Origin of the sequence: Schumannella luteola (assembly GCF_013408685.1) — a bacterium.
GTDB classification, from domain to species: domain Bacteria; phylum Actinomycetota; class Actinomycetes; order Actinomycetales; family Microbacteriaceae; genus Schumannella; species Schumannella luteola.
This window is the reverse complement of the sequence record NZ_JACBZY010000001.1, coordinates 1850225-1865177: the sequence shown is the minus strand read 5'-3', so window position 1 is coordinate 1865177 and position 14953 is coordinate 1850225. Positions and strand designations below refer to the sequence as shown.

Sequence of the window (14953 nt, the reverse complement as noted above, 5' to 3'; positions counted from 1 at the left end):
CCACCCTAGCGACGGCCGCTGACGCGCACCCATCCGCTTCCCGCCTGCCGCACGTCGCCCTCCAGTTCGAGCAGCCCGAGCACGGCTCGCACCCGGTCGGGCGCGAGCCCGCTCGCGGTCGCGAGCTGCAGCACCGTCCGGGCCGCGCGTGGCGCCAAGGCGTCGACGACGCGCAGGGTCGCCCCGTCGGGATCGGGCGAACGCCGCGCGGCGGATGGGCCTTCGGTGCGCGGTCGTGCCGGCTGCTCGCATCCGTCGCCAGCGCTCGGGTCGGCCGCATCCGCCTGCTTCCCCGCGCCGGAGTGCGGGGCGAGCTCGGCCATCTCGTCGGCGTTCGTCACGCAGGTGGCGCCGTAGTCGCGCAGCAGCCGATGGCATCCCGCCGAGGCGGTGCTCGTGACCGGCCCCGGCACCGCGCCGAGGGGGCGACCGAGCTCAGCCGCATGGCCCGCGGTGTTCAGCGATCCCGACCGGCGCCCCGCCTCGACGATCACCGTCGCGGCGCTGAGCGCCGCGATCAACCTGTTGCGCTGCAAGAACCTCCACTTGGTCGGCGCGGAGCCGGCTGGGACCTCGGCGATGACCACCCCGCGTTCGACGATCCGCTGCAGCAGCGCCTCGTGCCCGGAGGGGTAGAAGCGGTCGAGACCACCAGCGAGGACGGCGACAGTGTCGCCGCCGGAGGCGAGCGCGGCCCGATGCGCGACGCCGTCGATGCCGTAGGCCGCACCGGAGACGACGGCGTAGCCGCGGTCGACCAGGCCGGCGGAGGCCTCGGCGGTCACGTGCTCGCCGTAGCCGGTCGCCGCGCGGGCGCCGACGAGCGCGATCGAATCGTCGAGGCGCGTGAGCACCCCGCGATCCCCGCGGGCCCAGAGCGCGACCGGGCCGTGCGGGCCGAGATCGTCGAGGCGCGCCGGCCAGTCCGGGTCTCCCGGCACGACCAGCTGAGTGCCGAAGCGCTCGGCCTGCCGGAACGCGATCTCGACCGGGCGCGTCGCGAAACGCGGGCGCCAGCGCTCCGCCGCCGCCGCGAGCTCGGACGCGAGCCGGACCGAGGCGGCGCCGGAACTCCCCTCGGACGGCCTGTCCTCGTCGGTCTCCTGCGCGAGCAGCGCTGTCGCGGCGCCAGTCGGGTCATCGGTCGAGTCCGCCCGGTCGGCGAGCAGCCGTATCCAGCCGTCGGCCCCGCTTTCATCGATGAGCGGTCGCAGCGCCGTCGGCGCACCGAGCGCGGCGATCAGCATCCCCGCGACCCGGTCGCCCGGTTCGACGAGGCAGCTCCACACCCCGCGGGCGAAACGCTCCTCGAGGGCCGACCACTCCGTGCGGTCGGCGTGATCGGCTTCGTCGCTTCTCGCGCGACGCGTGCCGGCCTCCACGGCGTCTGCGAGCACCCGCTCGTCGACGACGCCGCGCACGAGCTGGGCGATCGCGGCCTTCGAGATGCCGAGCGCGCTCATGCGGCGGCCTGCCGCAGGTGGAGCGCACGGCCGATCTGGTCGGCACCGGGTCGTTCGACGCCGTCGAGGTCGGCGATCGTCCAGGCCAGCAACTGCATAGAGTCAGGGCGTAGGTCGCAAGCCCGCTTCGCTCTGCTCGCTCGTGGCGATTGCCACGGCGCCGGTGTACAGCAGGTCGAGGGCGACCCGAACGCCTCTCGTGAGGAATTCCGTCGCACTTTCCAGGTTGATCCCCTGGCCGGCGCGATTCTCGGCGATGAACACCGCACGCACCGGCATTGGTGTGTCCTCCGCGGACGCGATCGGCCGATCCGATACGACCTTCATCAGCACTGCGCCGTCCTCGAGAGGGGGCAACACAATCGGGTGCATCTGTTCGAGCACCTGACCAGCTTCGAGCGCGAGCACCGTCTGCATTTCCGCTTCGATCGGCGCCATCCGCGCGGCGATCGCGGTCCGATGCTTGTCGGTGATGTCGAGTTCATGCAGAAACGGCAGCAACGAAATCGCGTCGGGGTCGGACTCATTGTGCGGCTGGAGATTGCCGATTCGAGCGCGCATCACGTCCGGGATGGTCGGCGTCTGCTTCGTCCAGTTCTTGAAGTCGGCGAGGGTCTTGGTCACGGGGAACTTCACGAGCGTCTCGCGCTCCGGCACGGCACCATCGAGCGTCGCCATCTCCCATGCCACCGCGTCGAAGGCGGCGCGAAAGTTGTGCACCGCGTCGCCCAAGATCAGCGCCAGCTCGCCGATCGGCGGGGGCGTTCTGATTCGCAGGCGGGTTTCGAGTGCCATTCTGTCCGGCGTTAGTTCGGAGTGCGCCCACAGGGGCTGCCCAGCGTGGTACTCCTCAACCCGTCTCGCCAACTCCGACAGATGCTCCAAGCCGCGCGTGTACTTGCGCTCTGACCAATCGCCGATGTTCGTGCCAGGAACCAATTGACGGGGGTACGTCGACATTTGAGCATCGTACGAGTTCTAGGCTTGCACAGCTCCGCAGTCCGGGCACTGCCACGACCAGGCGCCGTCGTCGGGCTCCATCGGCATGAGGCACCGCTGGCAATTCGGCGCGGCCGAGTCGGCGAACAGGTCGACCGGGTTGTGCGGGTCGTCGTCGCTCATGCGCCCATCATGCCGAAGGCCCCCGCTGGATAGGCGAGGGCCTTCGCCGACCGGATGCCGGCCGGGGTCTCGGGGCGCGTGGGCTGGACGGGCTAGACACGCGCCCCGAGGGTCTACAAACGCACGTTCCCGGACGCGACGCGGTTGATGCGCCGGTCGAGCTCGCGCACGACGGCCAGGAGGGCGACGACCAGCTGCGAGTACTCGACGCCCTCGACCTCGCCGTCGCCGTTGCGCAGCACCGCGAACTCGAGGCCCGCGGCGGCGACGGCCTCGGCCATGACGCCGACCTCGATCGCGGCGGCGTCGCCCACCTCGGTGACCTGCTCGCGGTATCGCCACGACGACGGCTCGATCGCGAGCACGGCGCCGACGTCGATCGCGGCCGGCGCGATGTCCTGCTTCACGCGCTCGGACGACGGCGAGTAGCCCAGGCGACCCGTCGCATCCTCGAGCCACGCTGTGCGCCGCGCTCCCGTGATGTTGAAGGCGACGGCATCCGGCGCCCGAAGCTGACCGCCGACGACCACGTCGCCCGATGCCGTCACGGTGGTCGGCGCGATGGCGCCGGGGCTGGCGATCCGCGCGTCGATCTGCGCGTTGGTGTAGCGCGCGGCGTTGTAGGCGTCCAGCTGCGCCTGGATGTTCGAGACGAGTTGCGTGAGCTTGGCGACGGTCTGATAGACGCTCGTGCCGGTCGGGGCCTCGAGCAGGTCGAGCCGGCGCTTGATCGCCGCGAGCTCGGTCGCCATGCGATTGGTCGGGTCGACCGGCGTGCGCGGGTCTACGACGCGGCTCATGCTTCCCCCTCGGGATTGATCACGGGGCGGATGCCGCGGTGTGCGTGGAGCTGCCGCTCCGTCGTCGTCCACTCGGCCTCGGGCTTGTACTCCGGTTCGGCCGGGCGCCCGTTGATGCCGCGGGCGGCGTCGATCTGGCGCTCAGTGTCGGAGCGAGCGTCGCGACGGGAGCGCAGCTCCGCCTCGAGCTGACGGGCGCGGGCCTTGAGGTTCTTCGTCATGGTGTCTCCTTCTTCGGTGCGGGGGTCGTGAACTTCTCGGGTTGCCCGTAGACGGGCGGGGAGTAGTGCTCAGCGCAGCGAACTCGACTGCGAGGCTTGTCGACCGGCGCCGAGCATCCGGGCTCGCAGCACGTCGTGAGGCGCCATGGCGCGGTCGGGGTGTCCATCACCCGATCCGGTCGCCGTGGCGGTTGTAGACGGCGACGATCCCCGCCCGCCGGCGACGGCGGGGCTGGTCGGGCTCGGGAGCCAGGTCGCCGAACTCGCGCTCGAGACGGCCCGGCGACGCGGCGGTCGATCGCGCCTCCGGCTCGTCGTCCGGGCGACTGCGCGCCGCCCAATACGCTTCGTCTTCCGCCCGCTTCTTCGCGAGCTGCCGCTCTTCCTTGCGCTCGCGCTTCGCCTCACCCTTCTTGCCGCCGCGGACCACGAACACGACGTACTCGGCTTCGTCGCGCCAGCGAGCGCGCCATGCCGGTTCACTCGACCGGCGTGCCCACTTCGCCGTGGCCTTCGCATAGCGTCTCGAGGTCCGGTTCGCGATGTGCCGACGCCGCAGCTCGGCCTCCTCGGTCGGGTCACCGGCGGCGGTGTGCTCGAGCGCCAACATCTGGGTCAGCGCCTCGGCGACCTCGCGGTCGTGGCGGGTGACGGGCTTGGCCTTGGCCTTGCGCTCTACGGGCATGGCGGCCTCCTTCTTCTCGGCCTTCTCGAATCGGCGGATGCGGGCGATCTGGTCGTCGGGGTGCCGGCGCTGGATCCAGCCGAGCAGCGCCGCGTAGTAGTCCCCGAGCAGGTCGAAGTCGGACCGGCGCGGCCGGCGCTCACTCATCGCCGGTGCCGGCCTTCGGCAGGTCGAGTCCGAGCAGCTGAGCTCGTCGCCCCTCAATGGCGAGGATCGTCCGGTAGAGCGCCGTTCGAGCGCTCTGGGAGTCGGCGAACCTGAGATCGAGGTGCGCGCGGCGCAGCAGGCCGTTGAGCCTGTCCTCGACCTCGATGCGCAGCTCGTCGGCGGTCTGCGCGGCGAGCCGGCCGTACCCGACGCGGGTGATCTCCGCGGCCTCGGCCTCGCTGATGCGCAGCTCCGTCGCGATGTCGGCGTAGTCGGCGCCCTCGCGTCGCATCATGACCGCGCGCACGGCCTGCTCGACCCGAATGCGCGGGTCGACGACCTCGGCGCCCTTACGCTTCCCCATCGCTGATCTCCTCGACCTCGTCGCGGGTGGGTCCGGTGCCGCGTCGCGCGACCTCGAGGTCGAGGTTGGCGAAGCCGACCGCCTTGCCCATCTGCGTCAGCGCTTCATCGGTCGAGATCTTCCGCTGCGACTTCGGCAGCTCGGCGAGGATCGGCTGCAGTCCGTCGATGCGGCCCCGGTAGAACATGCCGAGGAGGCCGTAGCTGAGTTCGGCCTCGCGTGCGGCGGAAGAGAACGCTTCGCGCGCCGCGGCCATGCGCTGCAGCGACTGCTCGCCTTTCTCACGCGCGGCCGTGGCGAGCGCGTCCTCGTTGGCCTCGATGTGCGCGACCAGGCGAGTCCAGGACGTGCGAACCATCTCGGCGAGCGCGTCGACGCGCAGCTGCCCCTCCTCGGCGGCCTCCTTCGCGGTCTTCACACCCTTGCGAATGTCTTTCGGGAGCTCGCCCTTCTTGAGGCCGTATTCGGCGGCCTGTGCGACGAGGCGATCCTTGGCCCCGGCGACGTCCTTGAGCGCAGCGTCGCGGGCGCGCTTCGCCTCCTTGTATCGCGCGTCGATCGCGCGGTGCTCGGTGGCGGCCTTGTCGACGGCCTCGATGCCGGTGGTGTCGATGAAGTCGACCGAGTAGCGGTCGCCCTCGAATCGGTTGGAAGTGCGGAAGCGGGTCATGGTGCGGTCCTTTCGTGGGTGGTCAGTCATCGGACTCGGTGCCCGACAGGGGGAAGGTGTACGGGCCGGCTCCCTGGCGCTCCTTGGCGGCCTTGAGAGCGGCGCTCGCGCGCTCATTGCTCCATGCCTTGCCGTCCGAGCTGGCGTCGCGCACGGCGCCCTGTAGCGCGGCTCGAGAGGCGGGGAAAGAATCGAGGGCGAGCACGAAAGCGACGTCGGCGGAGAGCTGGTCGGCGCTGCGCTCATCGGCAGAGCGACCGGGATAGAACTCCCACGTCCATGCATCGCTGCGGCTGTCGAGGCGAAACACGGCGGCGGTCTCGCCGGGCGTCTTCGCTCGCACGCCGCCGTGACGGTCCTTGAGGATCGTGAATGCCGATGCGCCGCCTTCGCCGGGTCGGAACGGCTCGACGAGCTTGACGCCGTAGTAGGCGCCATCCATCGCGCGCTTCTTCGCGCCGGTTCCGGAGGCGTAGCCGGTCGAGAGGGCGGTCTTCGCGAGATGGTCGATGACGAGCACGGCCGCGCCGGTCGCGGCGAGGCGGGCGAAGACCTCGCGGTGCACGCGGGTGTAGTCGTCTGCGCTGTTCGAGTCACCGCCGAACATCGGGACGATCTCGCCGACGCTGTCGATCACGACCATGGTGGGCGACCAGCCGGCTGCATCCTCGATCGCGGAGAGCACGGCGGCGCGCGACTCGGGCACGACCAGCCGGAAGCGAGAAGGGTCGCGCAGCACGCCCGGGGCGACACCGGCGGCGACGAACCGGGCGACGGTCGCCGCTGCGCCGTTGTGATCGAGGTCGATCCACCCTGCGGAGCCGTCGCGGCTGAGCTCGTCAGCGACCATGCACGTCGCCGCGATGCTCTTCGCGACCTCGCTCTCACCGACGAGACCGTTGACGGTGCCTGAGTAGAGCAGGCGCACACCGTCTGAGCGGATCCCGCCGGCATCGGGCTCGATGGCCTGGAAGCCCGCGTCGAGAAGCGCGGCGACGTCGACGTAGGTCGGTGCATCCGTCGCTCCACGCTCGGCGTCGAGCAGCGACTGCTCGGCAGCCCTCTGCCCGAGCTTGCGCTCGATCGCGTCGCGCCGGTAGTACTCGACCCGACTGTGGTCGATGGCTGCGAGCTCGGGCGGTTCGTCCGAGTCCGCCGCCATGCCCGCGCCCTTCGCCACGTTGCGGTCGAAGCGGGTCAGGAACGCGTCGCGCTGGGCGCTCGGCGTCTCTTCGTCGATACCGGCCGCCGCGAGCGCCTCGATGCGAAATCGGCGACGCGTGCGCTCCGCGGTGCCGTCGACAGGGCTCACCTGAGCCGAGTAGCCCAGGAGGCGGCCCGCGCCGGTCGCGGCCTTGCGGCGCTTCTTGTCGCTCGCGTCCCGCGCCTCGGCCAGCATGACGAGGGCGTCGTCATGGAAGGTCGCCGCCATCGCCGCGTCGCTGACCGATGTCACTTGTCGTCCTTGAGCGCCTTGAGCGTCGACTCGGCGATCGCGCGACGGATGCGCAGCGAGGCGTCGCGCATGAGCGCTTCCTGACTGAGGGCGGGGAGGCCGGCCGTCTCCCGCTCGACCTGGATCTCGGCCATCAGCGGCAAGAGATCCCTGAGCGGCGCCATCGGCCGATCCCGGCGGCTGTCGCGACGGCGCGGCTTGACGACCTCGCCTCGAGCCTCGAGCTCCTTGCGCCTGGCCTCGTCCTTCTCGGCCTTCTTGTCGCGCATCATCTGCATGTGCTCGGCGCGCTGCTCGGGGGTCTTCGTCGCCCAGCGCGAGAGTCCGGCGAGGGAGCGCTGCAGGTCCTTCTCGGCGGCCATCAGCGCTCACCCCGGAACGCGGCGCGGGCGGCCTCGGCGAAGCCGTCAGGCTGGCGCAGGAGGGCGCTGAGGCGCGAGCGGGTGGATTCGGTGAGCGGCGGCGCCTGGTCGACGACACGGGCGATGACGGCGCGCTCGTCGGCGGTGAGCGGCGTCGGGGCGGGGATGGCGACGGACATGACGAGTTCCCTCGATTGAGGTGGAACCCGACGTTCACAGTCGGCTGCGCCCGATACCCGTTGCCCTCGATGCGCTCTCTGCTTCGATGCAGATTCGGCGGTTTCCCGCGGCCCATCCGCAACGACTCACGGGTAGGGCGAGACCAGGTTTAGCACGGGGTCGTTAAGTCGCGCCACTCTTTCCGGATATTTCTCATTTCCTAGTTGCTGGCAACTACGTCTGAGAGGGTCCTCCCCTGGTATCTCGGGCAGGCGGAGGACGGTGCGCCGATCGCGGATTGATACGCGCCGTTCCGTGACCCTGACCGGTGGCGCCGCGAGCGCGCATCGCTCCCCTCGCAGATCGTGGCCCCGCCGGCCTGTCCTCTGTCCTGGGATATAGACCCCAGGACAGGACGGACAGACGACACGGCTGTCCCGGGACACCTGTCCTCTGTCCGGGACAATCGTTAAGGCCGCCCGATGCGTCGCACTAACGCGCTCTGAGGGCAGCGAGTTACGCCCACCGAATGCAGCGTTCCCGATGCGTCGTGCTACGTAACTCGGGCCGATAGGTTCGGGCCATGACCGCGCGCATGACCGTCGCAATCACGCTGCTGACGATCGGGCTCGCCGTGGCCGCGCTCGCCGGCATCCCGGCCCTGGTCGACAACCGCAGCGTCGGCGACGTCGTGGTGATCTGCGGCCTCGCGCTCGCGGCCGGCGGCGTCGCGGTCGGACTCACCGCGATCCCCGGCGTGCGCCGCGCCCGCGTCGCCGTCGAGCGGAATCGCAGGGCGGACGTCGATGATCTGACGGCCAAGCGGCAGCGCATCCAGGCTCAGATGCTCGGCGTGCAGGAAGAGATCCGGAAGGCCGACGCGTCGCTGATGATCTCTTCTCTGCACGCGATGACACTCCGGGCAAGCGGCACCGCGCCTCGTGAGCACCTCGACGCCGAGGCAGATCGCCGAGCGCTGCGGGTCGAGCTGATCAACCTGCGCGCCGAGCTACACATGAACGAGAACGACTTCGCGCGGCTGGGCGCGGAGGTGCCGGACGCCTAGTGCCAGGTGATCCCGACCGTCGCCGCCGTGTGCGCGAGGCGGGCGGCGCCGTCGCGGGGTGCGCGTGAGCCCTTCCCCGGCGAGCGCAGCTCGAGCGTCATGAGCGCCTTGACGACGGCGCGCTGACGGTCGCTGTCGAGCGCCTGCCAGACCGTGCGCACGTCGCCCGCCGACACGAGCGGCCCGAGCACGTCCACCTTCCCCGCGTCGCTCATCGCCGCCTCGAGCTCGCCGATCCGCTTGCGCACGTCGCGCAGTGACGCCTCGGCCGCGCGCATCGACGTCAGCCCGCGCGCGACCATGCTGAGCACGTTCGCCTCGCCCTGCTGCGCCTCGCGGAGGTCGCGCCGGAGCGCATCCACGTCGGGCGCATCCCGGCTCGTGAGCAGGTCCGCGGCATCCGGGCGGCTCAGGCGCTCGATGACGACCTCGGTGACGTAGTGGTCGGCGTCGGCGCGCTTGCGTGCGAGGTGGGGCGACGCGCCGCACCGGTAGACGAGGATGTTGCGCACCATGCCCGCCTTCATCGGGGCGCCGCAGACGCCACAGACGGCGATCCCGGACAGAAGCGACTTCGGCATCCCGCCTGGGTTGCTGCGTCGCCCTGGGTCGCTCAGGAGGTCGCGCGCCGCCGCCCACGTCTCGGGGCTCACGAGCGGTTCCCACGACCCGACAGGCAGATCGGCGAGGCCGAGGTTGTGAGCGGCGGACTGCCCGCCCGTCGCGGCCCGGGGCGGGGTGACGAGCGCGGCGTAGCGAGGGCTCGCCAGCACCCCGCGCACGGCGTAGGGCTCCCACGCGTGTCCGACCGTCGTCGCCAGCCCAGCGTCGTTCCATGCCCGCGCGATCGAGCGCAGCGTCGCCCCGGCGAGCAGGAGGTCGTAGCCCTGCCTCACGGCGCTCGCCTCGGGCTCGAGCGGCTCGTGACCGTAGGCGGGGAACTCGCGCCCGTCCGCGCCCTGTCGCGTCGCCGTGACCGTCGCCGCTCCGCTCTCGAGGCGGGTGTACCCGAACGCGCGCCGCCCGCCGGCGGGGATGCCGAGGCCGCGGCGGTGGCCGTTCGCGCGACGCTGGCGCTCGGCCTTGCGTCGCACCTCGAATCGAGCGATACCCGCCAGCATCGTCGCCCTGAACTCGCCGTCCGCGGTGGTGAGGTCGATCTCGCCGTCGACCGTGACCACCTTGCGGCCGGTGCCGATGATCGTGGTGAGGTCGGCGACGGTGCGCAGCAGTCGGTCGAGGTCGACGGCGACGAGCGGGCGCGGCTCCGCGTCGAGCATCCGGCCCCAGGCGGTCTTCGGGCCGCGCACCTTGCTCGCGCTCGTGTCGTTGTCGCGGTAGATCTCGCCGACCGTGCCGCCGCGGGCCTCGATGAGCTGGGTGCATCGCTCGATCTGCCGAGTGATGCCCTCTTTGACGTCGAGGGACTGGCGCGCGTAGATGTCGAAGATGGGCATAACTAAGTATGTCCTGATGCAATCCATTTGAGGCGCAGCACGCGGTCGTAGCCGCGCATGCTCAGCACGCCGCGCTCGAGCGCACGGTCGAGCGGCGCGGTCGCGCCGGCGGCGGGAGCGCCGTCGCCGGAACGCAGCCAGGTGCCCGGCAGTTCGACGTTGCGACGCCACGGGGTTCTCGCGAGTCGGTGATGTGCGCGGTCGCGCGCCTGGAGGACCGCGTCGCGCGCGACAGCGGTCGAGACGGTCGGCTCGTCGACGGCGAGGCGCAGCTGCGCGGCCGTGACCCGGTGCACGCGCAGGCGGATGTCGACACGATCGAGCAGCGGGCCGCTGAGTCGCTGCAGATAGCGCCGCCGTGCCATCGGCGAGCAGACGCAGTCGGCGTCCGGCGATCCGGCCTGCCCGCAGGGGCACGGGTTCGCGGCCAGCACGAGCTGGAATGCGGCCGGGAAGTGCGCGGTCGCCGAGGCCCGATGCACGGTCAGCCGGCCGGACTCGAGCGGCTGCCGCAGCGCATCCAGGGTCGCCGGTGAGAACTCGGGCGCCTCGTCGAGGAACAGCACGCCGTGAGAGGCGCGCGCCGCGGCGCCGGGGCGGATCGTGCGCGAACCTCCACCGACGATCGCGGCAGTCGTCGCCGTGTGGTGCGGCGACTCGAGCGGAGGCCGATGCGACAGCTGAGCGCCGAGCGGGAGACCCGAGAGCGAACGGAGCGATCCGACCTCGAGCGCCTGCTCGGTGCTGAGATCGGGCAGCAGTCCGGGGAGTCGTGAGACGAGCATCGTCTTGCCGGCGCCGGGAGGCCCGAGCAGCATCAGGTGGTGTCCGCCCGCCGCCGCGATGCGCAGCGCCTCCACCGCCTCGGCGTTGCCCGCGACGTCGCGCAGGTCGAGGGCCTCGACGGCGCGCTCGGGCTCGTCGGCCGACCCCGGTGCCGCGCGCAGGATCGGATCGACCGGCTCGCTCTCGATCTCGGCCCCGTGGAAGATCAGTGCCTCGCGCAGGCTCGGCATCCCGATGACGCGGATGCCCGGAACGAGCGAGGCCTCGGACTCGTCGCCGCTCGGCACGATGATCGTCTCGACCCCGGCCCGCGCCGCGGCGAGGACCGCCGGCAGCACCCCCGGCACCGGACGCAGTCGCCCGTCGAGTCCGAGCTCGCCGAGGTGCACGACCCGCTCGACCGACTCGGCCGAGACGACGCCTTCGGCGGCGAGCGCGGCCATCGCGATCGCGAGATCGAAAGCGGAGCCGTGCTTCGGCAGCGAGGCGGGCGAGAGGTTGATGGTCATCCGGCGGGGCGACAGCGGATGCCCCGAGTTGGCCGCCGCGGCGCGCACCCGCTCGCGCGCCTCGCCGAGCGAGGTGTCGGGCAGTCCGATGAGCGAGAAGCCGGGCAGCGCACCCTGCTGGAGGTCGGCCTCGACCTCGACGAGGGCGCCCTCGATGCCGAGCAGGGCGATCGCCTGCGTGCGCGCGACGCTCATCGGTAGACCCCCTGCAGGTGCTCGACGACCGGAGCCGTGTCGCGGGCGGCGACGATGCCGATCGCGTCGATCCGCACGGCGCCGCGCACCTCGGGATGGGCGGCGCACCACGCGCCCGCCAGCCGTCGCAGACGTGCGAGCTTGACCGGCGTGATCGCCTCGAGCGGATGTCCGTAGCCGATGCCGCGCCGCGTCTTCACCTCGACGAAGACGACGTCGTCGCCGTCACGGGCCACCAGGTCGATCTCGCCGATCGAGCACCGCCAGTTGCGGTCGACGACGCGGATGCCGCTGCGGATCAGGTGCTCTTCGGCGATGCGCTCGCCGCGCCGGCCGAGTTCGTCTTTCGCTGCCATGGGCCCAGGCTCACGGGGGCGGCGGGGCCGTGGGGCGACGTGGTCGCGAATGCGGCGAAGTCCGCGAGAACGGCGCCTGGGGAGGGATGGCGAACGCCGCACCCGACCGAGCCGAGCCGAGCCCACGTCGACTCGCCGCTGTCGGCGGCATCCGCCATGATCGAGACGGAGGCCGCACGGCCCCGGCGCCGTCGGCGCACCGACAGCCCACCCGCACCGAGGATCCCCATGCGACGCCGCCGCTCACGCCTGCCCCTGCTGCTGGGCGTCGCGATCGCCGTGGTCGTCATCGGCATGCTCACCGGCGTCATCAAGCTCGATGATCTCGGCCGGTTCGGCATCCCCGACCACGGCGACGTCGACGCACCGGCCTCGGCTGTCCCGGCGACCGCGGCGCCCTCGACCGCGGGGCCCGTCATCGGCGCCTCCGCCGTCATCCCCGCGACAGCCGCGGCCGCCACGATCGTGCGCGTCGTCGACGGCGACACGGTCGTCGTGCGTCGCGACGGCCGCGGTGGCCAGGAGACCGTGCGCCTCGCCGGGATCGACACCCCGGAGACGGTCAAGCCGAACTCGCCGGTCGAGTGCTGGGGCCCGGAGGCCAGCGCGCACACGACGGAGCTGCTGCCGGCGGGCACCGCCGTGCGCCTCGAACCCGACCCGACGCAGGGAGACGCGGATCGCTACGGGCGGCTGCTGCGCTACCTCTGGGTTCCCGCGTCGACGAACGACGGCACCGGATCCCTCGTCAACCTCACGCTCGTGCGCGAGGGCTTCGCCGAGGCATACCGCGATCGGCACGCCCGCTGGCAGGAGTTCCAGGATGCGCAGTCGGCGGCTCGATCCGAGAACGCCGGGCTGTGGGGAGCCTGCTGACGCGGAGCAGCACAGCGTCCGGAACGCCGCCGACGAGCGACGGCGACGAGGCCACCCGACCCGGAGATCGACTACTCGTCGATCGCCAGCTCCTTGGGCAGCTCGAGCTCCCGCTCGCCGAGCATCTCGACGTTGACGTCTTTGAAGGTGAGCACGCGCACGCTCTTCACGAAGCGGTCGGCGCGGTAGACATCCCACACCCACACGTCGGTCATCGCGAGCTCGAAGTAGAAGTCGTGCTCGGTGTCCTTGCGCTCGAGCGTGACCTCGTTGGCGAGGTAGAACCGCCGCTCCGTCTCGACCACGTACTTGAACTGGCCCACCACATCGCGGTACTCGCGGTACAGGGCGAGCTCGACCTCACGGTCGTAGTCGTCGAGATCCTCGTCATCCATCCGCGCCAGTCTAGATCCGAGCGCGGGTCGCCGCCGACGCGCGACCGCGATCGGTGGATGAGCGGCCGAGATCGCCGCTGTGGAGGGACGCGCTGTGGAGGGACGCGTCGCGGAGGGACGCGTCGCGGAGGGACGCGCTGCGGAGGGAGAGCCCGCTCAGAGATCGAGCAGCGTCGGCTGTCGCAGCCACGACCAGCGATGCAGGTCGCTCGCGCCGATCCGCTCGATCGCGGCGTAGTGGTCGGCCGAGGCGTAGCCCTTGTTCGACACCCAGTTGTACTCGGGCAGCCGCTCATGCGACGCGATCATGAAGCGGTCGCGCTGCACCTTCGCCAGCACGGATGCCGCGGCCACGCTCGCGCACGTCATATCGGCCTTCACGCGGGTCGTCACGGTCATCCCCGCGAAGCCGCCGGCAGCCTGACCCACGCCAGCGCCAGCGCCAGCGCCGACGCCGGCACCGGCACCCGCCGAGCGCAGCGCCGGCGTCAGCCAGTCGTGCGAGCCGTCGAGGATCACCCGGGCCGCGCCGAGCGCGACGCCCTCGGCGAGCACGGCCGTCAGAGCGCGCGTGCCGGCGAGTCCGAGCGCGGCGATGATGCCGAGCCGATCGACCTCCTCGTTCGAGGCCACCCCGACCGCCTGGTGCCGCGCCCAGCGCTGCACCTTCGGGTGCAGCTCCTCGCGGCGCCTCTCGCTGAGCAGCTTCGAATCGCGCAGGCCGACGGGGATGCGCGCGACCGCCGCATCCACGACGCTCACGCCGACCGCCACCGGACCGGCGATGGCCCCGCGACCGACCTCGTCCACGCCGATCACGAGCTCCGCGCCCTCGCGCAGCAGCCGCTTCTCGAAGCGGAGGTCGGGATCGACGACGGTCATCCGCCCAGCGGCTTCGCCGACGCCGATCTGTCGGGAACGCCGTCGAAGGTGAGCGGGTAGTCGTCGAGCCAGGTCCAGCGGCTCGTCGGCCAGCTGATCACGAACGCGCGTCCGACCACGTCGTCGTAGGGCACGAAGCCCTTGCCCGGGTTCTGCTGGTTGTAGCGCGAATCCTTGGAGTTGTAGCGGTTGTCGCCCATGACCCAGATCGCGTCCTGGGGAACCGTGACCTCGAAGTCGTCGGCCGAGACGCGCTTCGTGCCCTCAGGCAGCTGCGCGTAGGGCTCGTCGAGCGGAACGTCGTTGACGGTCATCTGGCCGAGGCTGTTGCAGCACTTGACGGTGTCGCCCGGCAGCCCGATGACGCGCTTGATGAGGTGGTCGTCGCTGTCGGGCGCGGTGAGGCCGATCACGCCGAGCGCCTCGTTGAAGAAGCCGGCCAGTCCGGTCGGCTGCTCGGTCTTGGCGGTGCCGTCGAGCCAGCCGCCCGGATCCTTGAACACGACGACGTCGCCGCGCTCGAGGCCGAACACCTTCGGCTGCAGCTCGTTGACGATCACCCGGTCGTTGACGATGAGCGTCTGCTCCATCGACTCCGAGGGGATGTAGAACGACCGGATCAGGAAGGTCTTGATGAGGAAGGAGATGATCACCGCGGCGACGATGATGACCACCAGGTCGCGCAGGAACAGCTTCCAGCCGCGCGGCTTGCGCGCCTCGACGACGGCGCGCCGCTCGGTGCCACGGCGGCGCGGCAGCTCGGCGGCATCCGCCTCGACGCTGTCGTCGGCCTCGTCGCGTGCGTGCGCGTTCTCGTCCGCCGTGGTCATCCGCTCCCCTGGTCTCCTGGCCTGATGCCCCTGTGGGCGCTGATGCCCCTGTGGGCGCTGAGGCCCGCGGACCTCGCGGCCCGGGGCAAGCATAGGCCGAGCATCCGGTTAAACGATCGCGCCCACACCCGGTGGGGGTGTGGGCGCGAATC

20 protein-coding genes are annotated in these 14953 nt (G+C 71.4%); 2 read left to right on the top strand and 18 right to left on the bottom strand.

All coding sequences use genetic code 11. The features are described from left to right. Positions 1-5: 5 nt before the first annotated feature. The 11 genes from dprA to BJ979_RS08225 form a co-directional block, all read right to left on the bottom strand. Positions 6-1463, bottom strand: a complete 1458-nt coding sequence (dprA, locus tag BJ979_RS08275; RefSeq protein ID WP_179566938.1) for a DNA-processing protein DprA — start codon at positions 1461-1463, stop codon at positions 6-8. A 102-nt stretch (positions 1464-1565) separates the two neighbouring features. Further along, positions 1566-2423 (bottom strand): hypothetical protein, encoded by an 858-nt coding sequence (locus BJ979_RS08270; RefSeq protein ID WP_179566930.1) that lies wholly within the window; start codon positions 2421-2423, stop codon positions 1566-1568. Positions 2424-2441: 18 nt separating this feature from the next. Next, complete coding sequence (locus BJ979_RS08265; protein WP_179566928.1) at positions 2442-2585, bottom strand: hypothetical protein; 144 nt, start codon at positions 2583-2585, stop codon at positions 2442-2444. Between the two features lie 113 nt (positions 2586-2698). Then, positions 2699-3385, bottom strand: a complete 687-nt coding sequence (locus BJ979_RS08260; protein ID WP_179566926.1) for a tail fiber domain-containing protein — start codon at positions 3383-3385, stop codon at positions 2699-2701. Beyond that, positions 3382-3606, bottom strand: coding sequence for a hypothetical protein (locus BJ979_RS08255; protein ID WP_179566924.1), 225 nt, complete (start codon positions 3604-3606; stop codon positions 3382-3384). The genes BJ979_RS08260 and BJ979_RS08255 overlap by 4 nt, the downstream gene beginning before the upstream one ends. 166 nt (positions 3607-3772) lie before the next feature. Further along, positions 3773-4438: a hypothetical protein gene (locus tag BJ979_RS08250; protein WP_179566923.1), complete on the bottom strand. Its 666-nt coding sequence runs from the start codon at positions 4436-4438 to the stop codon at positions 3773-3775. Continuing rightward, on the bottom strand, positions 4431-4802 hold the full coding sequence (locus BJ979_RS08245; protein WP_179566922.1) for a hypothetical protein: 372 nt from the start codon (positions 4800-4802) through the stop codon (positions 4431-4433). The genes BJ979_RS08250 and BJ979_RS08245 overlap by 8 nt, the downstream gene beginning before the upstream one ends. Next, entirely contained in the window at positions 4789-5472 is a 684-nt protein-coding gene (locus BJ979_RS08240; RefSeq protein WP_179566921.1) for a hypothetical protein, read from the bottom strand. Before BJ979_RS08240 ends, BJ979_RS08245 begins: the two co-directional genes overlap by 14 nt. A 22-nt stretch (positions 5473-5494) precedes the next feature. Then, positions 5495-6928, bottom strand: coding sequence for an AAA family ATPase (locus tag BJ979_RS18135; protein WP_179566920.1), 1434 nt, complete (start codon positions 6926-6928; stop codon positions 5495-5497). Then, positions 6925-7290: a hypothetical protein gene (locus tag BJ979_RS08230; protein WP_179566919.1), complete on the bottom strand. Its 366-nt coding sequence runs from the start codon at positions 7288-7290 to the stop codon at positions 6925-6927. Before BJ979_RS08230 ends, BJ979_RS18135 begins: the two co-directional genes overlap by 4 nt. Next, positions 7290-7469, bottom strand: coding sequence for a hypothetical protein (locus BJ979_RS08225; protein ID WP_179566917.1), 180 nt, complete (start codon positions 7467-7469; stop codon positions 7290-7292). The genes BJ979_RS08230 and BJ979_RS08225 overlap by 1 nt, the downstream gene beginning before the upstream one ends. A 563-nt stretch (positions 7470-8032) precedes the next feature. Between BJ979_RS08225 and BJ979_RS08220 the strand changes: the two genes are divergently transcribed. Beyond that, on the top strand, positions 8033-8515 hold the full coding sequence (locus tag BJ979_RS08220) for a hypothetical protein (protein ID WP_179566915.1): 483 nt from the start codon (positions 8033-8035) through the stop codon (positions 8513-8515). On the opposite strand, the gene BJ979_RS08215 is transcribed toward BJ979_RS08220, so the two are convergent. Genes BJ979_RS08215 through BJ979_RS08205 form a run of 3 tightly spaced genes read right to left on the bottom strand, consistent with a single transcriptional unit; the run spans position 8512 to position 11818 of the window. Next, positions 8512-9972 (bottom strand): recombinase family protein, encoded by a 1461-nt coding sequence (locus BJ979_RS08215; protein WP_179566913.1) that lies wholly within the window; start codon positions 9970-9972, stop codon positions 8512-8514. The two genes, BJ979_RS08220 and BJ979_RS08215, sit on opposite strands and share 4 nt — an antisense overlap. A gap of 2 nt (positions 9973-9974) precedes the next feature. Further along, on the bottom strand, positions 9975-11462 hold the full coding sequence (locus BJ979_RS08210) for a YifB family Mg chelatase-like AAA ATPase (protein WP_179566911.1): 1488 nt from the start codon (positions 11460-11462) through the stop codon (positions 9975-9977). Beyond that, positions 11459-11818, bottom strand: coding sequence for a YraN family protein (locus BJ979_RS08205; protein ID WP_179566909.1), 360 nt, complete (start codon positions 11816-11818; stop codon positions 11459-11461). The genes BJ979_RS08210 and BJ979_RS08205 overlap by 4 nt, the downstream gene beginning before the upstream one ends. 228 nt (positions 11819-12046) lie before the next feature. On the opposite strand from BJ979_RS08205, the gene BJ979_RS08200 reads away from it, so the two are divergent. Beyond that, entirely contained in the window at positions 12047-12694 is a 648-nt protein-coding gene (locus tag BJ979_RS08200) for a thermonuclease family protein (RefSeq protein WP_179566907.1), read from the top strand. A gap of 71 nt (positions 12695-12765) precedes the next feature. Here the strand turns inward: BJ979_RS08200 and BJ979_RS08195 are convergent, their stop codons facing one another. From BJ979_RS08195 to lepB, 4 genes are read right to left on the bottom strand one after another with little or no spacing between them, the layout of a single operon-like run. After that, a complete protein-coding gene (locus tag BJ979_RS08195) occupies positions 12766-13089 on the bottom strand; it encodes a DUF2469 family protein (protein WP_141162794.1) in 324 nt (107 codons plus the stop codon). Positions 13090-13099: 10 nt separating this feature from the next. Then, a complete protein-coding gene (locus tag BJ979_RS18265) occupies positions 13100-13279 on the bottom strand; it encodes a pentapeptide repeat-containing protein (RefSeq protein ID WP_179566905.1) in 180 nt (59 codons plus the stop codon). Next, positions 13246-13971: a ribonuclease HII gene (locus BJ979_RS08185; RefSeq protein WP_179566903.1), complete on the bottom strand. Its 726-nt coding sequence runs from the start codon at positions 13969-13971 to the stop codon at positions 13246-13248. Before BJ979_RS08185 ends, BJ979_RS18265 begins: the two co-directional genes overlap by 34 nt. Continuing rightward, entirely contained in the window at positions 13968-14801 is an 834-nt protein-coding gene (gene lepB / locus BJ979_RS08180; protein ID WP_179566901.1) for a signal peptidase I, read from the bottom strand. Before lepB ends, BJ979_RS08185 begins: the two co-directional genes overlap by 4 nt. Between the last annotated feature and the right edge of the window lie 152 nt (positions 14802-14953).